Annotated in this window: 25 protein-coding genes and 1 pseudogene; 2 read left to right on the plus strand and 24 right to left on the minus strand. The window is 32.3% G+C overall.

Going from position 1 to position 21,932, the window contains the following annotated elements; genetic code table 11:
* Positions 1-23: 23 nt before the first annotated feature.
* Together BS101_RS11140 and BS101_RS11145 are read right to left on the minus strand one after the other, a co-directional pair.
* Complete coding sequence (locus BS101_RS11140; RefSeq protein ID WP_242951241.1) at positions 24-998, minus strand: methyl-accepting chemotaxis protein; 975 nt, start codon at positions 996-998, stop codon at positions 24-26.
* Between the two features lie 2 nt (positions 999-1,000).
* A complete protein-coding gene (locus BS101_RS11145) occupies positions 1,001-2,035 on the minus strand; it encodes an FIST signal transduction protein (RefSeq protein WP_073538893.1) in 1,035 nt (344 codons plus the stop codon).
* Between the two features lie 272 nt (positions 2,036-2,307).
* On the opposite strand from BS101_RS11145, the gene BS101_RS11150 reads away from it, so the two are divergent.
* Positions 2,308-3,561: a hypothetical protein gene (locus tag BS101_RS11150; protein WP_242951242.1), complete on the plus strand. Its 1,254-nt coding sequence runs from the start codon at positions 2,308-2,310 to the stop codon at positions 3,559-3,561.
* Positions 3,562-3,614: 53 nt separating this feature from the next.
* On the opposite strand, the gene BS101_RS11155 is transcribed toward BS101_RS11150, so the two are convergent.
* The 22 genes and pseudogenes from BS101_RS11155 to BS101_RS11260 form a co-directional block, all read right to left on the minus strand.
* A complete protein-coding gene (locus BS101_RS11155) occupies positions 3,615-3,863 on the minus strand; it encodes a hypothetical protein (protein ID WP_073538895.1) in 249 nt (82 codons plus the stop codon).
* Positions 3,864-3,868: 5 nt separating this feature from the next.
* Positions 3,869-4,048 (minus strand): YjfB family protein, encoded by a 180-nt coding sequence (locus tag BS101_RS11160; RefSeq protein ID WP_073538896.1) that lies wholly within the window; start codon positions 4,046-4,048, stop codon positions 3,869-3,871.
* A 102-nt stretch (positions 4,049-4,150) separates the two neighbouring features.
* A pseudogene (hepT, locus tag BS101_RS11165) lies at positions 4,151-4,360 on the minus strand (type VII toxin-antitoxin system HepT family RNase toxin); the annotation flags it as partial.
* A 1-nt stretch (position 4,361) separates the two neighbouring features.
* A complete protein-coding gene (hepT, locus tag BS101_RS11170; protein ID WP_073538897.1) occupies positions 4,362-4,775 on the minus strand; it encodes a type VII toxin-antitoxin system HepT family RNase toxin in 414 nt (137 codons plus the stop codon).
* A 5-nt stretch (positions 4,776-4,780) separates the two neighbouring features.
* Positions 4,781-5,209, minus strand: coding sequence for a type VII toxin-antitoxin system MntA family adenylyltransferase antitoxin (gene mntA / locus BS101_RS11175; protein ID WP_073538898.1), 429 nt, complete (start codon positions 5,207-5,209; stop codon positions 4,781-4,783).
* A 275-nt stretch (positions 5,210-5,484) separates the two neighbouring features.
* Positions 5,485-5,832 (minus strand): PqqD family peptide modification chaperone, encoded by a 348-nt coding sequence (locus BS101_RS11180; protein WP_073538899.1) that lies wholly within the window; start codon positions 5,830-5,832, stop codon positions 5,485-5,487.
* Complete coding sequence (locus tag BS101_RS11185) at positions 5,825-7,744, minus strand: OPT family oligopeptide transporter (protein WP_073538900.1); 1,920 nt, start codon at positions 7,742-7,744, stop codon at positions 5,825-5,827. Before BS101_RS11185 ends, BS101_RS11180 begins: the two co-directional genes overlap by 8 nt.
* Positions 7,745-7,979: 235 nt before the next feature.
* Positions 7,980-8,906, minus strand: a complete 927-nt coding sequence (locus tag BS101_RS11190) for an AEC family transporter (RefSeq protein ID WP_073538901.1) — start codon at positions 8,904-8,906, stop codon at positions 7,980-7,982.
* A 34-nt stretch (positions 8,907-8,940) separates the two neighbouring features.
* Positions 8,941-9,717, minus strand: a complete 777-nt coding sequence (locus BS101_RS11195; protein WP_073538902.1) for an aspartate/glutamate racemase family protein — start codon at positions 9,715-9,717, stop codon at positions 8,941-8,943.
* Entirely contained in the window at positions 9,717-10,922 is a 1,206-nt protein-coding gene (locus BS101_RS11200; protein ID WP_073538903.1) for an NAD(P)/FAD-dependent oxidoreductase, read from the minus strand. The genes BS101_RS11195 and BS101_RS11200 overlap by 1 nt, the downstream gene beginning before the upstream one ends.
* The gene (locus BS101_RS11205) at positions 10,919-11,203 is read right to left on the minus strand and encodes a (2Fe-2S)-binding protein (RefSeq protein ID WP_012102395.1); all 285 of its coding nucleotides are present in this window, start codon (positions 11,201-11,203) and stop codon (positions 10,919-10,921) included. Before BS101_RS11205 ends, BS101_RS11200 begins: the two co-directional genes overlap by 4 nt.
* Positions 11,203-11,703: a 4Fe-4S binding protein gene (locus BS101_RS11210; protein ID WP_073538904.1), complete on the minus strand. Its 501-nt coding sequence runs from the start codon at positions 11,701-11,703 to the stop codon at positions 11,203-11,205. Before BS101_RS11210 ends, BS101_RS11205 begins: the two co-directional genes overlap by 1 nt.
* Before the next feature lie 21 nt (positions 11,704-11,724).
* Entirely contained in the window at positions 11,725-12,852 is a 1,128-nt protein-coding gene (locus BS101_RS11215; protein WP_073538905.1) for an NAD(P)/FAD-dependent oxidoreductase, read from the minus strand.
* Between the two features lie 2 nt (positions 12,853-12,854).
* The gene (locus BS101_RS11220) at positions 12,855-13,178 is read right to left on the minus strand and encodes a (2Fe-2S)-binding protein (protein ID WP_012102399.1); all 324 of its coding nucleotides are present in this window, start codon (positions 13,176-13,178) and stop codon (positions 12,855-12,857) included.
* A gap of 23 nt (positions 13,179-13,201) precedes the next feature.
* On the minus strand, positions 13,202-13,573 hold the full coding sequence (locus tag BS101_RS11225; RefSeq protein WP_012102400.1) for a RidA family protein: 372 nt from the start codon (positions 13,571-13,573) through the stop codon (positions 13,202-13,204).
* Positions 13,574-13,586: 13 nt separating this feature from the next.
* Complete coding sequence (locus tag BS101_RS11230; protein WP_073541267.1) at positions 13,587-14,576, minus strand: C-terminal binding protein; 990 nt, start codon at positions 14,574-14,576, stop codon at positions 13,587-13,589.
* Between the two features lie 11 nt (positions 14,577-14,587).
* Entirely contained in the window at positions 14,588-15,868 is a 1,281-nt protein-coding gene (locus BS101_RS11235; protein ID WP_073538906.1) for an aspartate aminotransferase family protein, read from the minus strand.
* Positions 15,869-15,895: 27 nt separating this feature from the next.
* Positions 15,896-17,050, minus strand: a complete 1,155-nt coding sequence (locus BS101_RS11240) for an iron-containing alcohol dehydrogenase (RefSeq protein ID WP_012102403.1) — start codon at positions 17,048-17,050, stop codon at positions 15,896-15,898.
* A gap of 21 nt (positions 17,051-17,071) precedes the next feature.
* Complete coding sequence (locus BS101_RS11245) at positions 17,072-17,782, minus strand: amino acid ABC transporter permease (RefSeq protein ID WP_012102404.1); 711 nt, start codon at positions 17,780-17,782, stop codon at positions 17,072-17,074.
* Positions 17,783-17,816: 34 nt separating this feature from the next.
* Positions 17,817-18,527, minus strand: coding sequence for an amino acid ABC transporter permease (locus tag BS101_RS11250; RefSeq protein ID WP_148204841.1), 711 nt, complete (start codon positions 18,525-18,527; stop codon positions 17,817-17,819).
* Between the two features lie 76 nt (positions 18,528-18,603).
* The gene (locus BS101_RS11255) at positions 18,604-19,470 is read right to left on the minus strand and encodes a transporter substrate-binding domain-containing protein (protein WP_073538907.1); all 867 of its coding nucleotides are present in this window, start codon (positions 19,468-19,470) and stop codon (positions 18,604-18,606) included.
* A 50-nt stretch (positions 19,471-19,520) separates the two neighbouring features.
* Positions 19,521-20,279, minus strand: a complete 759-nt coding sequence (locus BS101_RS11260) for an amino acid ABC transporter ATP-binding protein (RefSeq protein ID WP_073541269.1) — start codon at positions 20,277-20,279, stop codon at positions 19,521-19,523.
* 589 nt (positions 20,280-20,868) lie between these two features.
* Here BS101_RS11260 and BS101_RS11265 point away from each other — a divergent pair.
* Entirely contained in the window at positions 20,869-21,582 is a 714-nt protein-coding gene (locus tag BS101_RS11265; protein WP_073538908.1) for a FadR/GntR family transcriptional regulator, read from the plus strand.
* Positions 21,583-21,932: the final 350 nt, after the last annotated feature.

Raw genomic sequence — 21,932 nt, forward strand, 5'->3', positions numbered from 1 at the left:
ATTTCTGTCCAATTTTTATTCTATTAATTTTTTGAAACATATTTTCCCCACAAAATTCTAATCTGGTTAAGGTGATGTAAAATATTTAAAATGTAATCCGCCTTCTTTTGAGAACCAATAATTAACCCTTCAAATTGACCTTTATCATTATTAGATTTTTTAATGATATTGGTAAGTTCATGGTTTATCTTTTCTACATCACTTAAATTATTCTTCTGAGAGCTTTTTACATCATTAAAATGTTTTAAAAATTCCCCCTGTGACAATACAATACCATCCATCAATACATCTGATTTTTTAATACCCTGAACTGCGCTGGAGACTTTGTCCATTCCTTCCTTTGACTTTATGCTGAGCTGTTCTATAATTTCTGTCATACCTTTTAAAGAGTTTATTATATCTTTTACATTTTCCTGAGAATTAACAGATAGTTTTTTTATTTCATCTGCGACAATAGAAAAACCTCTTCCATATTCTCCTGCCCTTGAAGCTTCTATAGATGCATTCAATGAAAGTAATTTTGTTTGTTTTGCTACACTTGAAATAACATTTGTAAATTGTTCAATACTTTCATACTGTGTCTTTAATTTATCACACAAAATTATAAACTCATTAAACATTTTCTCTATAATATTCATTTCTCCATCCATAAGGGCATTTTGCTCTTTTACATTGCTGACCTTTTCCGATTCTTTAATGGAACTTTTAAAAAGTTTTTCTATCAAATCATTAGTATTTTTACTGCTTTGGGCTAAATCCTGAAGATGTTCCTCAACTTTTTTTATCTGACGTTCCGTATATCCCGATTCATTTAAAAGCATGTCTATGTTAGATGTAGATATTTCCTCTTCTTTTATTATACTATTAGTTTCTTTTTCTATTTCTTTATTTAATTCAAATACCTGAGTTATATATGGGAATATGTACTTTGTATTATCTTCATCAATATTTTTGGGATGTATCTTCCTATTAAAACTTCCTGTCATATGCTTAATCACCCCTATTCCACCAACAGCATTACCATAGTTTGGTTTAAATGTTTCTTATAATATTGTTCCCCATAACTTATAAATCCGGCAGTATTTCTACAAAATGAAGTCATTTCCCTATCGAAATCTTTCCATATGCTGTCTTTAATAAATAACAATTTTCTAAATATACAATTTATAGAAAATACAAAAGAAGGTTTAAAAGATACATTTTTTAATGTTTCTCTCAATACACCCATAGGCTCCACAGGTTTTAAAAGATATACAAATGTATTTATCATAAGTTCACTATAAAATGTAATAGACTTATCTTCATTTACTTTCATGGGAGAAGCAATAAGTATATCATCTTCATATAATTTTCCAAGAGGGTTGCTCATAAAATATTCTGGAAGTCTATTTTCACTTACTCCCACTGCACGAGCATATTCCGTACTTGCAGGATTATTATTAAAAGTCACTACCCTTCTTTTTACCACATCGGCTTCAGTAACTCTCAATATTTTATCCGTTTTTACATATATATTTTCCTTGATAATATCCGTCCTTCTCTTCAGGTTAAAAAACAAGGCAATATTCATAACCCTTTTATTTCCCATATAAATATAAGTCTCTTTGAATTTCTCATTATCTCCTGCACTACCGCCTATAATTTTAAAATTAGATTCTATAAAATAAAAAGTACTTAAAATACTTTCTTCAATTCCCTTCAGTCCATCACACAACAGCAGCATAAATGCATTTTTATTACCCCTTACATTTTCATAGGCCTTTTTAAGCTCATTTATACTTAATATGGGTGGGTATGAGATCTCTACCATCTCTACCTCTTTTTTATTATATTGAAAACCGATAATCACCCCATCTGTATATCCTCTATATGTATATTCTCCTGCAGTTGAACAGAGTATGATATCTTTATAAACATTTTTAGATAATTCTTTTATATTATCCACAGAGGAAAATAAGACAATTCCCTTATCTTCATCAGCCTCTCCCATGAATTTAACAGCTTCCTGCACTTTCGAAAAACATAAAGCTTTCATATCCAATCTCCTTATTTCAACAATTTATGCTAATTTAAATCATACTAAATATTATATCATAATTAATAAGGATTTTCCGTACATAACATGAATTATTTATAATAGATACCTAATTTTTATACATTTTGCCATTTAAATTAATTAAATATATAAATTAAGAAGATATTCCCACAAGATAGCAGAAGCATGTGATTCCCAGTTACCACAGTGTTAAAGTTATCTTCCATAATGACGATATTACTAATAATTACTTTATAAGGGGGATTATAACTTTGATTACGTTTAAAAATGGAGTTATCAACTTTTCTAACATAATTAGCAATAATCACGTTAGAAATAAAACATCATCATTAAAACCAATTGAAGATTTATCTGCAAAATTAAATAATAATTTACTACATGATATAGGCTACATATCCGACGATGCAAAATTACAATATGAATACATGCAAAAATTAACAGGAGCAGAAAATAATACGGAAAATAAGTCTACTGCACAAGCCACGGAAAATATACACAACAGTGGAAATACATTTATATCTGAAAACTCTGTAGATGCCGACTTTATAGAAAAATATGCTTTAAATTATTCAACAATAAGAAAAGAAATTATGGAACAATTTTCTCCAGAAGAATCAGATGAAAAAATAGCTATTTTAGATAAAGCCTATAATGATGCCATTAACACTGCGGCTCAAAGTGTAACTAATGACTTTCAATATTTTTTTGACTATGCTTCTACAAAATGGAGCTATGGAAATACTTCAAATGATAATAAATTTGATGCAGAAGCCTTTAAAGACAACCTACTTTCCCTGGCTGACAAAGCCATTTCTATAGTAAGACAAGCCTTTCAAAATAAGGATTCAGACATCTTAAATAATCTGGAATATAATATTAAAATAAAACTTTCCGGTAATGAATCAGTTACAAATATTGAAAATATCAACTACAATGACATAAAAGAAATCCATAATTTTTTAAAGGAATTACCTAAATTCAAAGATCATGTTAGAGAATACTCCTCAGATGGCACATACAATCCAGTTCCCGGCAATTGGTCCACAGAAGACACAGCAAATGCCATAAACAAAGCCTATACTATGACGGAGAACTTACTAAAATCAGGTAAAATTTCTGATTTTGCAGGAAAAAAAGTTTTTAATACCCTGTTAAAAAACATATCAGCCTATCATAAAAGTTTTGCATTTAGTTCTCAATCAGATGAATATCAAAATCAAATCAATAAAGATAAAGCTTACTATGAGTTGTTAAAAAAACAATATGAGAAATATGAAAAAAAACTGGAAGAAGTTCAAAAACAGAAAAAAATGAAATTAATGCTGATTTATCTCGAAATAATGTCCCCTATTAAAGATCAGCTAACAGAGGCAAAAAATAGATTGGATGAATCTATGGCTAAAAAAGAAGCCCTAGAACAAAATCCTGAAAGTGTAGTAAATACGGGAGCTTACAAGGACATAAGCAGCCGTGAAATATTCAATGAAGAGGCTAATATAACTTAAAGCACATCCCCTATTAAGCATTAGACTATACCTTAATAGGGGATGTACTTAAGTTAAAGTATTTTTCCATGTTTTGTTATTCTGCTTTCTTCATCCAGTGCTCTTACCTGCTGAGCCAAGTTATTTATGCTGTGGTTTAACTCTTCAATTTTTTCCATGGAAACATCATTATACTGTGCTTGTACTACAATTTCCTTCATCTTTATAAGCTTTTCTTCTATAATATTCAGCATTTTTTGCCTATATTGAATCCACTGCAGTTCCTGATCTAATATTTCCTTCAATTTTTCATTCTCATCCATAAATATTATGCCTTTACATCCAATTTGCTTCCTAAATTAGGATCAACTGCCATGCTATTTATCATATCTGTCATATTTACAGCATTCTGCTCTGATGCATTCATAGCCATTTTAGTAATGGCTATACCTGCTGATTGTTTAACACTATACTCACTCATTGCTGCAGAAAGTGCCGCTATATCCATAATATCCCTCCTTTAATATTTACAATCTATATTAGTTTTCGTATATTTTAATATTTACTTTAAATTACCAAATATTTCTTACAACCATCTATATAACCATAATTAGTTAACGTGAATCATTTGATTTGCAAATCTTTTCAAATCATATATATGGTGTTCAATTATCTCTTTCACTATATTTAAATTTACTGTTTGATAATCATGAACAGCTATATTTCTAAATCCAACCATAGATTTTAAATTACCGGCAAGTTCTTCATCTATAATATTGTTATGAAATAAAAATTCAAATGCATCCCTGCTATTTTGAGGATTACACATATTCTATTATTATTTTTACGAACTCTTCTATATCTTTTAAATCATTGTTTATTATTCCATACACCAATTCCCTATCTAACTTTATATAATCATGCACTAAGATATTTCTAAAGCTAGCCATATTACACAGATTTATTTTTATTTTTTCATCAAGTATATTATTTTCATATAAAACTAAAAATATATCTCTGTTATTCTCTGGTTTTCTATATCCCATATCTGATATAACATGATTTCCTATATCAAGAATACATTCAATACTCAAATGAAGGAACCTTTCAGCAGCTCCATATATAAGAGGATCTTTAATATATGTTTCTTTATCATATTTTTTTATAGTTTTAAGTATGTTTACATATTCATTTAATTGATTTATCCTTGAGATTACTATTTCTCGTTTAACCATAAATTTTATCCTCCAAAAAATTCTCCCTTTCTTATTTTTTCAATCATAGCATTATCATATATATCAGAATAATATTTAAAATCAAAATACTCTCTTAAGGCCAAAGATTCAAAATCACCTATTTCATCATGATCTTTAATAACTATTCCATTGTAGATTATTTCATATTTTAATAATAAAGGTGCATTGTCTAGAGAAACTATATCTACATCTTTTTTAAAAAAGGCTTTTCCCTCTTCTATGATATCTCCCCTTATATAGGCCTCTTCTATAAGAGAACTTTTTTCCTCAAAATATATCGCTATATCTATATCACTATTTTTCAAAGCTCTGCCATTTGCTTGTGAGCCAAAAATATAGGCAAATTTTATCTTGTATTTTTTATTTATCCTTTCGATAAAATATTTAGCTTTATCTATAATATAATTCACCATATACCCTACCTCTCTTTTTATATTACTTCTTTATTTAATCTGCAAATCACAAATCCACTTCTTTTCTATTGTTATATTCCTTTCATTTCTTACATTTTATCACATTATCCATGATTTAAACACTTAAAAAATGCGAGGGCTATCATTCCTAACACCCCAAACTTCTTCAAGGTGGGGGATAAGCACTGCTGCGCACCTGAATAAGTTCTTCTATGTATTTAAAAGTGAAAGTAATAAAAAAAGATGGCAGCTGCAATATACTACCATCTTCTTTATTACAAATTTATTTTTTCTATATAGTGACAATTAACATCAATATGATTTAAAAATAATAACAACCTTTCATAGATTGGATAAATTTTATCACCATACTTTACTTCTAGATTTTTTCCAATATCTTTTACAGTTTTATTGCCATCTATTTGTAGAAACACATAACTTCCATACTCATCCATAGTAATCTTTTTATATCCCGGAATTCTGAATTTAAACTTTCTAAAAAACTTTTGGATCTTGTGATCTTGTTTTTCAAGTATAGTCACAATATGGTCTTTATCAACTTCATATTCCAAATTATCCGAGATTTTAAATATTATATTTAAAACTTCTTCATTGTTATTCATTATTTTTCACTTTACTTTTCAGTATAGGTATCATGGACGCTATTACAAGAACTATCAACATTACAAATGCCACTCCATTAGTAGCTGCAAATCCGCTTGGACCATTTCCTTTTACAATACCTGATACTTGAAGTATTATACCAATAAGTCCTATTATAGATCCACCGGCAACAAGTCCAGAGGATAAACTTACACCATTAGAAAGTTTAGTTTCCTTCTCTTTCTCAGTTTTAGAAATTTTTTCTACAAACAAACGTACGAATGCACCTATCAATATTATAGAAGTGGTAGATATAGGTAGATAGAATCCTATAGCAACTGTCATTACAGGAAGTTTTACCAAGAATAAAACAGCTCCGATAACAGCTCCAACAATTATCATGACCCATGGTAATTGATTTGACATTATACCTGCAGTCAATGTTGACATCAAATTAGCCTGAGGTAATGCAAACGGTACGTTATCACCAGTCATTGCAAGTTGACTTGAAAGTAATAATATGACACCAGTAACTACTGCAACACCAACTACACTAGCTACGGCAAAATATTTCTGCATTTCATTCTTGTCACCGCCAACTATAAAAGTAACTTTTTGTGATTGACTGTAACCACCAGCTGCAGCTATGGCAGTAACTATAAATGTGCCAAATAATAGCAGAGTTCTGTTATCTCCAATGTTTTTCCATCCCATTCCTACAAATAATAATGTGACAATAACTATAGAAGCTATAGTCATACCAGATACAGGAAGGTTTGAAGTTCCTATAGTACCAGTTAAACGACCGGATACTATAACAAATAGCAAGGATAACAATAGTGATAAAATACAAGCAATTACTGCCATCAATATGTTACCACCAGATACCAGAAAGCCGCCTATAAAAGCTATTACTATACCACCGAGTAATATTAGGGTTTCAGCAGATGAACTACCAGTACCCTTTGAAGACTTGGCATTAAGAGTTTCCTTTATGGAAGACCCTATAGTTGGTATAAGTCTTATAGCACTTATCAAGCCGCCAGAAAGCATCATACCTGCTCCGATATATTTTACATAACTACCTGCTATATCCTTAACCTGCATGGCGTTTATAGCAACATGCGGATTATTCCATACAGATAGACCACCTTGTCCTAAAGAAGTAAAGTAGCCTATTAAAGGCATAACAGCAAAATTAGATAATATAGAGCCAGCAAACATAGTCAATGCTACTTCCATACCAACTATAAATCCTATACCTAGTAATAGTGGATTAACTTCAACTTCAAATTTCCATTTGTAGAAGGATTCGTTTACATAACTTATAACATTGTTAGCCACATTTAAAAATGAACTAGTTAAAACAGTTATAACACCACCTATTCCAAATCCAATTCCCATATACTTGATTGATTCTTCAGCACCTTCTGAAGCAACAAGTGTTTCAGATATAGCCATTGACTCAGGATACATTAATTTACCATGTTCCTCAACTATTAAATAGTTGTACACAAGGGAAGCTATTCCTATACCAAATAGTGCTCCACCTACACCAACAACAAGACCTTCCAAGAAAGAAACTTTTGAACCTATTAAAAGAACTGCTGGTAAAACAAATATCATACCACTGGCAATGGATTCTCCACCACTTGACATACCTTGAAGCAAGTTTTTACCAAGAATACCTTTTCGTTTAGCAAATATAGCTATAAATACGGAACCTAATATAGAGCCAGGTATGCCAGCTGCAACTGTAAGCCCTGCCTTCATACCTGAATAAGCAGTAGATGCTGCAAATAGCACAGCTAGAAGAATACCGATTATTAACACAGCAGCATTTCCACCAGATTTAGAACCACTGGAAATATAAGGAACATAATCTTTGCCAGATATGCCTCCATAGGCGCCTTTAGATAATTTTTTATTCACAATATGTACCTCCTTTTATAACAATAATTATAAATAAGATCAGATATTTATAAGATAATGCCTATTTATATTTCATCACAAAAGCAGAAAAAAATCAATACATTTAATTATTTGATTTTTCATTTTTTAGCTATCTAGGTATGAATATTAAGATTTAAACACTAAAAAAATACGAGAACTAAATCTCGCATTCCATTTATCTACCATAGAATTGATAACACTAGAATTGATAACACTATATTAATAATTTTAATGACAATGATATAATAACAGGAAGCGTAACTATCATTAAAATCATACTCTGTATAACGGTTCTGGCAGCATACTCTGGATTACAATTATATTGTTCAGCTAATATAACATTTAAAGAACCTGATGGTAATCCAGTTAAAACAGCAATTATTACTGCCACCTCTCCTTTAATACCTATTAATAATAGTATTCCAATCACTGCTAAAGGGAATATCAGCAGCCTCAATAATGATACAAGATAAGAATATTTATCCTTTAATATTTCTTTTGGTCTTATATCAACTAATGTGCATCCAATTATTATCATGGACAGTGGAACCATCATTCCTCCAACTGTGGACAGGGATTCATTTATAAATACAGGAAATCTATAAGGAGATAAGTATATTATAACTGCTGCAAATGATGATAATGTAACTGGACTTTTAAATATTGAACTTATATTAAATTTTCCTTTATTACTTAACAAATTAGTTCCATAGGTGAAGAAAAATATTTGATAAAACATATTATAAATCACGGTATAAAGCATTCCATTACTGCCAAATAATTCATCAGCTATTGGAAAACCTATAAATCCAACATTAGCAAATACAGACATTGTGATAAATATTTTCTTGGTTGAATTATCTGTTTTGAATGTACCTGTAATAAGATGGGTGAGTATTAATGTGGAAATATAATACATAAAGCACAATAAGGCAGTAATTAAAAGCCCTCTGGATAATTCTTTTGAAAATGGATTGGATGATGATGAAAGAATACTTACTGGCAATATAGCATTTAATAATAAATTGGATAACCCTTTTTGAAATTCATTGGTTATAATACCTGCCTTTTTCAACACAAATCCAAATAAAATCATGAAAAATATTTTTCCAATAATCTCAATCAATGTACCTATTATCATACTGTATATGTCCTTCCATAATTCATAATTGTGCTCAAATAAAACCGTTATATGGCTTTTGAGCAACGCTATTGTGAAGCCATTTAATTAAAGTGGTAAAATCAAAAACAGGTAATTTAACCGCCTTTTGAATTGCTGCTGCATAAGGAGGCATATCACTGCATTCTAATAAAATAGCTCCTGTATCTGGTGCTTTTTTAATGATCTCCATGGACTTTGCAACTACTTCTTGTTCTACAATACTATTATCAAACTCTCCCCTGCCTTCCAATATACATGAAAATTCTGGTTCATGCCTTAGATCTTCAATAATTAATTGTTCTTTATTTACAATTCCGCAATTTTGTAATAGTTTATCCGTTAGGGATGACTTATCTGCAGTTAAAACGCCAATCTTTTGATTTGGTTTTATAATAGCAGTAATCCATGGTATTTGTATCAAACTTGAAATAGCTACAGGTACATCTAGAGCTTCCGATAGTTCTTTTTGAAAACTTCCAAAAAAACCACAAGCTGCACTAATAGCTCGTACTCCTTCTTTTTCCAACTGTTTTCCTGCTTTTATTAAATCGTCTAAAACACTTTTCTCTGCTTTAAACAACCTGGGTATATCTAGTCCATCTACTGCCTTTAATCTAACTGGAAAATCAAATGTATAGGCATTGACAATATTGCCTGGTACCATAGGGTACCAGACATGTTCAATATATAAAATGCCGATGGAATAACCTGCTATATTTTGTCCTTTTAACATTTTAACTTTACCGCAAGAATTTACTGAAGATATATATTCATATGTTCTATTATTCATCAACATTCTCTCCCATCCAATTGAGCTGTTTTAGCCTTAAACCTGCTGAATTTCAGCTGACTAATATCAAAGTCTGTTTCTTCACCGGCCGCCATTTGTGCCATTAGCTTTCCTGTAATAGGTGACAGACAAATTCCATCACCTTCATGACCTGCTGCTATATAAAAACCTGGAATTTCATTCACTTCAGATACTATAGGTAAATGATCTTCTACAAAGGGTCTGACACCAGCATAACTTCTTATACAATTGACATCTTTTAAGCAGGGAAAAAATCTCAATCCCCTTTCAGCAATAGCTTTCATAGCTTCAATTTCTGAGCGGTTATCAAATCCTCTAAATCCTCTGTATCCCCCTAATAATATATTCTCAGCATGGGTGTATTCAATATTAAATGCTACATTGTATTCTTCAACTAAAGCACTCACATTTCTTTTGAAATTAATATCATCAAATTTACTCATCATATATCCAAATTCTAATATTTTGTGAAATACAATTTTTTTAGTTTTTTCTGATACTAAATTCATGCCCTTTCTAGGCTGTATGGGAATGTCAATCCCCACCATATCTCCAATTATAGGTGCCCACACTCCAGCACAATTAATTATTTTCTTAGTAATTATTTCTCCTTCATCAAAAATAATTTTTTCAACTTCATTATTACTTCCTAATTTAATCTCCTTAATATTACAGTATGTAAATACCTCTAATCCCAACTTTTTTCCCTCTTCAATAAATGCAAAACATACTTTATAAGGACTCATTGCCGCATCTCCCGGAGTCCAAATTCCACCTACCATATCCTCTGCTAAATAGGGCTCCATATCCTGCAGCATTTTAGAGTCAATCATTGACATATCATATCCATCTCTCTGCTGCTCAGCCACATAACTGGAGGCAGCTTCATATTCAGCTTCAGTTTCACAAACATACAAACATCCTTTTTGGTCAAATTCAAAATCATAGCTGAACTTTTCTGATAATTCCTTATAATGGGCAATACTTGCAGCTCCCATTTTTGTATCAATTCCGGGTTTTTTATCACATATAAGTGCCACTGCGTCACAATGACTTGACGAACCATGTGCTATATCTCCACTATCAATTATTGCTACACTAAAGCCTTTTTCAGCCAGATGGTATGCAACACTTGTTCCTATTGCACCTGCTCCAATTACTGTTACATCAAATATATTATTCATTGTACTTCCCCCTCTGCAAGTTCTCCAAAAGAAATTGGTCTCACCGGCGGCCTTGCAGTTGAACTCCCTGCTTCCTTAAGTGTAATTCCAAGTTCCTGGCACAAAATTTGCTGAACCAACTTTTCGCAAGTTCTTCCCTGACATAACCCCATGCCAGCACGCACACGCCGCTTTACGCCAGTAACATCTTTTGCCCCTTGTCTGATTGCCTCTTTAATTTCTCCTAAAGTGACTTCTTCACAGCGGCATACTAATATATCATCAGTGAACTTCCCACTCACTACAATACCTCCCTTTTTATGCTGCGAACTTCATCAGCAAACTCCTGCGGTATTTCTAAAGTAACAACACAAGTATGATCATAAAATTTAGGATTCATAGTTTTAACTATCTTTCCACCACAAACAACTTCCCCTTTCCTGTTTACTCCCTTCACAAAACTGCCTACTTTGGGAAGGGGATAATACTCATAGGGAAAAGTAACTGCTGCAGTAGTTTCAGAATAGGATTTATCAACAATAAATATTGCCATACCAGAACATTTAGCAACACATATTCCACATCCAACACATTTGTCAAAATCAACAGTAGGCAAATTTATTATAGGTTCACCTATTTTTATAGCTCCTTTTAAACATGCTGTCTCGCACGGATTACAAGGTATCTCCTGTACACACTCTATAACAGCTACAGGCCCTTTACTATACCTTTCATTACCGGGTAATTTTTGAATTGATTTTAATTCTTCATATTCCAAATAACCTGTATCAATTAATGCCATTTTATCCACCTTCTTATAATCTTATTTACAAATTGGTATCCTTATTTTGTCTTCATATTCTTTCATAATTTGTTCTTTTGCCCTAAGACGTCTTTCTCCAAAAGGTCCTAATCTTAAACTTTTCAAACGCTGCCAAATTTCCTTTTTCTTATTTTCTGCAATATCATCATCTATATATCCAAGCTTTTGAGCAGCAGAAATGCCTGCAATACGTCCTTCTTCAAGCGCTGTATTAGCTTCTTCCACACCAGTTGTATCTCCCGCTACATATATTCCTTCATTTGATGTTTCCATATCTTTATTGTGTAGAGGTACCTCACCGCCAAATATAGCGTTAAATGTAAATTGGCATTTCAATAGTCTGGCCAATTCAACTGAAGGTTTTAATCCTACTCCAATTGCAACCACATCAGCTTTAATTATTTTTTCCGTCCCTACAATAGGCCGATACTTTTCATCTACCTCTGCAATTACCACTTCACAAACTTTATTGTCTCCTTTGACTTCAATTATAGTATGTCTAATATATATTGGAACCCCTGCTCTTTTGATCTTAGCAGCATGCACACCATATCCTCCTATTTTAGGAGCTGCTTCAACCAAAGCCACAACTTCACAGCCTGCCTGCATAAGCTGATAAGATACTATTAAGCCAACATTGCCGCTTCCAAGCATGACAACTTTCTCACCTGGCTTTACATGGTTAACATTTACCATGGTTTGTGCCGCACCAGCTCCCATAACTCCAGGCTTAGTCCATCCTTTGAATCTAACTACATTTTCAGATGCTCCAGCTGCAATTATTATTTTTTTAGCTTTAACAGTGATAAGCTTTCTTTTTTCATTATCATTACCTTTTTCTATTCCGACCTTATTACCTGGAAACAATCCTATAACAGTACTTCCAAGCCAAATTTCCACTCCATTCTCTTCTGCTTTTTTCACTAGCTCTCTGCCAATATCCATACCCCTTACACCAGACCTATGAGCAGAAGAACCAAAAAACTTGTGTATTTGCTTGAACAACTGACCTCCAGGTTTCATATTCAAATCTACCATTAAAACTTCAGCCCCTGCCAAAGACGCTTCAATTCCTGCAGCTAATCCAGCAGGACCAGCTCCAACTATTACAATGTCCTTTTCTATCATAATTAAAATCTCTCCCTCCCCAAACCATACTGGGTTTCTATTACCATGCCAGTTTTTACAGGAGTAATACATGTTCTTACATTTGGCGTTCCATCTACAATCATGGCACAATCCGTACATTGACCAATTCCACAAAACAATCCTCTTGGTTCTTTGCGTTTTAATGTATACCTGTTAATAAAAATATTATTTGCAAGTAATGCTGCAAGTATAGGTTCTCCCTCCCTAGCCATTATAGTTTTGCCATCAACAGTTATTTCCACCATAGTTGAAGGCTCATTAACATCAAGTACAATATGGTTTTCTACTCTTAAACACACATCCAAGACCTGCCTTCTCTTTTAAATTTTTATATTGCCGCTGTAATTGACATTTCTACTACAGCTCCACCTGACATTCCAGCTGCCTGTACACAGCATCGTGATGGATACGGTTTGGTAAAATAGCTTGCATACACTTCATTCATAAGGGGGGCATCTTCCATATTTACAATATATATTGTGCATTGAATAATTTTGTCCATGCTTGAGTCTTCTGATTCCAGGATCAACTTAAAATTCTCCATAATCTGCTTTGTCTGTTCCTTAATTCCTCCTTCCACCAAATTGCCTTCTTTATCTATTCCAATTTGAGAGGCATAAATCATTCCATTATAAACTAGTCCTTGGACATAAGGTCCTTGTGCTAATGCACAACTATCAATGCTTATTTCTCTTTTCATAACCAAACACCCCTTAAAATTTAATTTCTAATTCTTTATTTACCAAACTTTCAGGTTTTTCATTTTTCGCCAATCTCAAAACTAGCTGTTTTAAAGCTCTCCTTCTACCTTCATAAAATGAATCTTCAGATATAAATGCTGCATGGGGAGTAATAACTGTATTTTCTAATGAAAATAATTCACTTTGTTCATTATCTTCATCCTCAATAACATCTACTGCAGCTGCTTTAATCCACCCTTCTTTTAAAGCTTTTATTAATGCGGTTTCATCCACAACCTTACCTCTGGCAGTATTTATGAGATATGCACTCTCCTTCATTAATTTTAGTTCTCTCTCTGAAATTAAATGGGTTGTGGATGCCATTAACGGACAGTGTAATGAAACAAAATCTGATTTTATTAACAATTCATCAAATGTTTCTACCTTTTCTGCACCAAACTCTTCTAAATATTCTTTTGTTTTTGTAGGGGCATATACCAAAACATTTAATCCCATGGCCTTTAGCATTGGCATCATAGCTTTGGGAATACTCCCAAAGAAATATAATCCTATTGTTTTGTCCGTTAATCTGTATGTTTTATATCCACATAAAGGATCCCATTCGCCTTTTCTTACCAACCTATCCAGAAATGTTATTTTTCTTACCAAATCAATAATCATTCCAATGGTATGCAGGGCAACTTCTTCTGTACAAAATCCTGGAATATTGGTGACACATACATTATTCTCAGTAGCTGCAGAAATATCTACATTATTATAGCCAATGCTTTGAAGAGTAATTATTTTCAGATTAGGCAGACTCTCTATAATTTGTTTTGTCATCTGCTGGTACTCTACTACTACACCATCAAAATCATAGGCATATTCAATAAAAGGCTTTTTTCCTTCTCTGTCCTTAATTTCAACAAGTTCCAGACTGTCAATGCCCCATTCTTTTAATAAAGAATTTTCATAATCTAAACTGTCATCAATGTTATAATAAAGTACTCTTTTCTTATCCATTATTGTTCCTCCTATTTCTTCCATATTTCACCCAACACTTTATCAATAATTGTTATACCTTTATCTATTTCATCTTCAGTAACATTTAAAGGTGCAGCAAATCTCAGTCCATTTCCATAAACCCCACATGCCAGAGTCAATAGTTTATTCTTAAAGCATTTATCTCTAACTTTTTCAAATAAATCACCTGCCGGAGTGCCATCTTCATAGGAAAATTCTATAGCTACCATTAACCCTAATCCTCTAATATCAGATATGCAGCTGTACTTTTCTTTTAAAACTTCCAGCTTCTTTCGCAAATATGCCCCCATATTATTGACATTCTCTAAAATATTAGCGTTCTTGTATTCCTCCAATACTGCTAATGCAGCTGCAGCACATACAGGATTTCCTCCAAAAGTAGTGCCATGCATACCGGCATGCCATTCATCCATTATCTCCGGAGTAGATATTACTGCACTCATTGGAAGCCCTCCTGCAATTGCCTTTCCCACGGTCATAATATCTGGAACTACATCAAAATTCTCTCCTGCAAACATCTTGCCAGTTCTGCCGTAACCAGATTGAATTTCATCGAATATCAATAAAATTCCATGTTTGGTGCAAATATCTCTAACACCCTGTACAAATTCCTTGGTAGGTACCACATAACCCCCTTCACCTTGTACCGGCTCCATTATAATTGCCGCCACCATCTCCGGAGCCACAACATATTTAAACAAACTATCTAATTCATTTAAACAATACTCTGTTCTTTGCTTTTCATCAAAGCCCTTTGGGCATAGATCTTTAGAGGGATAAGTGGAAAAATAAACTGATCCAACCATAGGTTCATAATATTTTCTATACTTTGAGTTAGATGCAGTAATAGTTGTTGCACCTAAAGTTCTACCATGAAATGAGCCTTTGAAGGCTATTATTGCAGGTCTTTTAGTATATGCTTTAGCCAATTTTAATGCTCCATCAATTGCTTCTGCACCACCATTTGAGAAAAATATTGAATTTAAATTTCCAGGGGTTACTTCAGATAATCTTTTAGCAAGCTTTAGAGTGGTTGGAAAATTAACTAAATTAAATGAACCATTCATCAGTTTTTTGGTTTGCTCTACAACAGCTTGTACAACCTTCGGATGGCAGTGTCCTAATGCATTAACTGCAATACCCTGTACAAAATCCAAATACTCATCACCATTAATATCTGTCATATAACATCCTTTACCGCTTTCCATAATTAAATCTGTAGCTTTAGCTAAAGCCGGACTTAAATACTGTTTATAATTTTCATAATTCATTTTTTACTCCCCTTTATTTACAAATTTTTATACCAAAACATTCAATATTTCATATACATCCTTTTCCTCCAGTTTAATTGGATTTAAAGGTAATAATCTATACTCCATTGTTCCCTTGACTATTTGAGGAAACATCTCTTTTTTTACATTTACCTCGGATAATTTACCAGGTATTTTTAAATCTAAAGCCATCTCCCTTATTCTCTCAATAGTCTTTAAGGCTCCTTCTCTGACAGTGAGTCCCTCAACTTTCTCACCTAACAGTTTGGCTATTCTATAAAATTTTTCTAAATTTCCAACCATGTTCTTTTTGATTACAGCCGGCAGCAGCATAGAATTGGCAACACCATGGGGTATATGAACTATGCCTCCCATAGCCTGGGAAATTCCATGTACTGCACCAAGTCCAGCATTTGCAAAAGCTACTGCAGCAAGTGTACTTGCAACAGCCATTTTCCCTCTAGCTTCTAAATTATCAGGTGTAAATACTGCAGTATAAATATTCTTTCCTATAAGCTCTATTGATTTTTCTGCATATGTATCGCTAATTATTGATGCATTTTTTGAAACATAAGCCTCAATAGCATGTGTAAGTGCATCCATTCCCGTACTTGCAGTTACCAATTGGGGCATACTTGTTTGCATGGCAGGATCCAATACTGCAATTTCTGGTATTAGATAATTATGGGTTACTGACAACTTTATATTATTTTCCTCATCTGATATTACACTTGCAGCAGTCACTTCACTGCCGCTGCCTGCTGTTGTGGGAACCACAATTAAAGGTAATGATTTGTTTTCTACAGTTTTATTTCCATTGAACAAATATTCTTTTACAGATCCTTCATTATTTTTTAACATACATATTGCTTTACAAATATCAATAGTACTTCCTCCACCAACTGCAATTACAACATCCGAGCAGCTGCTCTTTAATACCTCCGCAGCCCTGTCAACTACTTTTACAGTAGGTTCTGGAATAATATCTGTAAATAAAGTTACATCAAAATCTTTATCCATTAAATTAGATATGAATATCTTAAAACAATCTGTTTTTTCAAAAGACTTACCTGAAACTACAAATATTCTTTTAAAATTTAATTCCTTTAATAAACTATTTAATTTTAACGCTGAGTTAACCCCAAAAATAATTTTCGTAGGCATTTTAAATGTAAATTCCATTATTTTATCCCCCTATACAAGTTACTGTGCTAACTTTCTTCTATATTTTCCAGTATTTGCTTCAATCAAAGCAAAAAGTTTATCAAATGCTATACAAATAATCCAATATATTAATGCTGCTACTATATAAGTTTCCATAAATCTCTGGGTACCAGTAGCATAATTTTTAGCAGCTCCCATCATTTCAATAATACTTACCATATATGCCAGTGAGGTGGCTTTCAATATATTAACAAAATGATTGCCAAAAATAGGCACACATACAACTACCATCTGTGGAATTATTATTTTTTGCATAGTTTGAAAGGTTGTAAATCCAATTGAATCACATGCTTCAGTTTGTCCTCTTGGGATGGTATCATATGCTGATATTATCATGTCACACATATAGGGAATATAGGTTATTCCAAATGCAAATATGCCAAACATCAATTTGGGTGGATTTTTTATATCATATTTAAAACCTAAGCTATCTCCTAATGAAACCAGTATAGTGGGCATTGAATAATATAAAATATATAATATCACTAGTACTGGAATACCTTTTAAAAATGAGTTGATAAAGTGTATTACTTTAGACAATAAAAATATATTTTTCTTGACTATAACTGAAAATATCAAGCCAACTACTAATGCCAGAATTGTAGCAGTTACAGCCATATATAATGTAATTGGGAACTTGGATATTATAGGTTTTATACACTGAATCATATATTCCATATCTAAATTCATAGTAAATCCGCCTTTCTTCTATTTGCAACGATTTTTAACTTGCTTTCCTATTAGCTAAAACAGGATTATTATATCTATTAAGTCTAGCTGTTATATTGCTAGAGACAATGGTAAGTATTAATCCCATTATCCAATATATAAATGCTGCCACTATGAAAGTTTCCGTTTGTCCAACACCATAATTGTTGTATGAAATTTGCTTGGCCATTCCCATTAAATCCGTTACTCCTATGGCTATACCTAATGAAGTATTTTTCATAAGTTCAATAATCATATTGGTTGTATTTGGGAGTGCCTTTGCTGCTACCTGTACAAATATTATTCTTCTAAATGTCTGGAACTTAGTCATTCCAATACTTTGTCCTGCTTCTATCTGTCCTTTGTCTATATCCAGATAGGCCGAGCGGAATATTTCAGCAAAAAATGCAGCTTCATTGAGACTAAAAGCAATTATTGCATAAATTATGTTGTTCCAATTTGCAGTTGATATTCCAAAACTATCTAAAATCAGTGGAATCCCGATAAAAGCCAATAAAAGTTGGACAATCATTGGTGTACCGCGCATAAATGATATATATATACTGGCAATACATCTAACAACCTTATTCTTACCTACTTTTGCATATGTTAATATCATTCCCACTACCAGTGCTATTACCACTGAAAAAAATAATATTTCTAAAGTAATGGGCAGTGCATTTAATATAATTGGCATTTTACTAATCATAAATTCTAGTTTTTCCACAAAATACCCCCCTACTGAGCATATTTCTTTAATTTTGCCAGAGGAGACCATAACTCCCCGGCATTTTTAGTTGAGTTTATTTTTTAAATACATCTGATAAAGCACCAGTTTGTTTTGCAATCTCCCAAACGTCTTTATTTCCCAACCATTTTTTAGATAAATCAGATAGTTTACCTTCTTCATACAATTTAACTATACATTTATTTATCTGGTCTCTTAAATCAGTATAATTTTTATTTAATACAACTACACATGGGGCACAGTATATAGGTTCTGAACAAAAAAGCTCCATTGGTTCTTTTTCCATGATGTCATAAAACATTGTATCCCCGCCAAACCAACAATCCCATTGTCCATTTGCCACGCCGCGGCATCCATCTGCATAGGGTATATAGTTTGAAACCTCTTCCTGTGTGAATTTAACATCAGGATATTTCTTAGCTAAATCATGCAATACTACATATAATCCATCATTAGGAGGATTGGGAACTAATGTTTTTCCATTTAAATCTTCAAATTTAGTAAAGCTATCGGCTTTACGGGATATCAAATTTACAGGATAATAAGATTGTGGATATGACAAAATAAAATTTTCTTGTCTTGCAGGAGTTATAAAATGTGCCGAGCAAGATAAGGCATAAGTACCTGCCTTAACTGCCGCTGCACCTGCATCTGGCTCAACAGAATTATAATGAAATTTGTACTCAGGCAACATATCGTCAACCATAGTCAAAAATTCGTAATCATAGCCTTGAAACTTACCATTATCATCTACATATGTATAAGGTGCCATTCCAGTCAAAATAGCAATCTCTACTGTTTTTGGATTCTCTGCGGTAGGTTTGGCTGAAGTATTATCTGCTGTATTAGATTTACCACATCCCGATAAAAATATGGTAGATATCATTATTGCACCAATTAGCACATTAAATATTTTTTTCATTATCATTGCCCCCCAAATACTTTTATTCTTTAAAATTCATTAACAATTTGCTAACTATACACGGATTTTCCCTCTTCCTTCATAATTCTGGATAAAAATTGTTTTGTCCTTAATTTTTTTGGATTATTGAATATTTTTCCAGGTAATCCTTCTTCAACTATTACTCCATTTTCCATAAACACCACATGTGTCGCAATTTCCTTTGCAAAAGCTATTTCATGAGTTACCACCACCATTGTAATACCTGTCTTAGCCACTTCTTTTATGGTATTTAATACTTCTCCCACCAATTCTGGATCTAATGCCGAAGTTGGTTCATCAAATAATATTACTTCAGGATTTAATATTAAAGCTCTTGCTATTCCTGCTCTCTGCTGCTGCCCTCCTGAAACCTGTGAGGGGTAGTTATGCAGCTTATCTCCAAGTCCTACACTTTGCAATAACTCTATACTCTTTTCTCTTGCTTCAGATTTAGGTACCTTTTTTACTACTACTAGTCCCTCCATGACATTTTCAAGAATTGTTTTATTTCTGAATAGATTATACAGTTGAAAAACCATTGCAGTTTTACATCTTAATTTCCTTATATCCTTTTTAGAGCCCTCTTTACAATCAACCTCAAAATTATCCACTGTTACACTGCCAAGATCAGCTCTTTCTAAAAAATTAATACATCTAAGTAAAGTTGTCTTACCAGAACCACTTGGACCGAGTATTACCACAATCTCACCTTTTTTTACATTCATATTAATTCCTTTTAATATTTCACTTTTGCCAAAAGATTTATGAATATTATTAAGCTGTACCATATAATTCATACATATCCTCCTTGCCGCAATTGGTATTACCGGTAATACCAATTATTAATTTATTAATAATTATATCATGATTTTGATAATTGTCAATATTTTTTCTGCATTTTTAGAAATTTTAATATCAAAACTTCTATATAAACCCCATTTTTACCATAAAAGTAATAATATAAATAAAAAGCTCCACAAGCAAATTCAATCTGAAAAAAGTGGATTCACAACAAATACATACTACACCACAAAATATTGGTGAAAATGTGGACGTTCCTAAAAACCTACGATATAATGTGATTAAATAAAAATGTTCTTGAAATTAAAAGGGCTTATTAAAAAATGCCCTTGACAATATATAAAAAAGGATGTACTGTTGATATAATCTCTTAGTATAATATAAAAAAATCTAAATATTTAATATAACAATAAATTTTCAAAGAAAAAAACTTTGAAAAATGCAGAAAAGTATGAGGATTTTATACAAGTATTAAATTATTTTTCATATAATTAATCTACAATATTAGGAGTAGACTAATGATCTATCAACTGGTACTACCGGTATTACAAATTTAAAGTATTGGAGGTAATCACTATGAGTAAATTCTTATATGCCAATATTGTAGATGATTTAGAATCAAAAATTAAAAAAGGTGATTTAATTGATGGTACAAAATTACCATCTGAAAGATTAATGGCTGAAAAATATAATGTGAGTCGTAATGTAGTTAGAGAGGCTTTTAAAGTAATGGCTGAGAAGGGCCTGGTTGAAATACATATTGGCAAAGGCGCTTATGTATCTATTCCCAAGGAAAATGTAATAACCAGTAAACTGCAAGAAGCTATAAGTATTAGCAAATCAAATCTAAATGAAATTTTGGAAGTAAGAAAAATTTTAGAAGAGGCTGTGGCCAAAAGAGCCATTCAAAAAGCTACTAAAGAAAACATAAGAAATTTAGAAGAAATATATAATAGAATGGAATCTGCAATTGGAGATACATCAAAATTTACACAGGAGGATATTAATTTTCATATAGAATTAGCAAAATGTACAGGCAATTTGACTCTAGTGTTACTTATAGATACATTTAACAATATTTCAGATAAAAAATTATACAAACTAAATTCTTTATACCCTAATAGAGCATTAAAGGCTCAAGCTGAACATAAAGACATGATAAGATCCATAAAAAATAGGGATGAAAAGAAAATGATGATGGCTGTAGATTCACACATAAATTGCCTTGCTTCAGAAATGGAAATGTTAAACAGTTCTTTACGGAATAAACATATGGCAGATAAGTTGTAAAAAAGCACCCACCCCTTTCACCTACCAAAATAGGAATAGATTTACAGGGACGTATCTACATTTGAGTTTACAAATCTAAGTGCGCCCCTTGTTTCCTTAATTTATCCGATCGCTACCATTGCTAACACCCCCATCTGTAAGGTATGCAACACAGTATTTAACCCTAAAAATTATTTTCAAAAGTCCGTTATTTTAAGATGAAGTCTCAAAGGAATACAAGACCTTTAAAACAGATAATTGAACGTCTTAATGGAACCTTTAAAGGCAGTTATAGGACAACCTGTGGTTTTAATAGTTCAGATGGTTCTGTAGCATTTGTAACATTATTTGCTGCATATTTTAATTTCCTA

It is taken from the genome of Clostridium kluyveri (assembly GCF_001902295.1).
Lineage (GTDB): Bacteria > Bacillota > Clostridia > Clostridiales > Clostridiaceae > Clostridium_B > Clostridium_B kluyveri_B.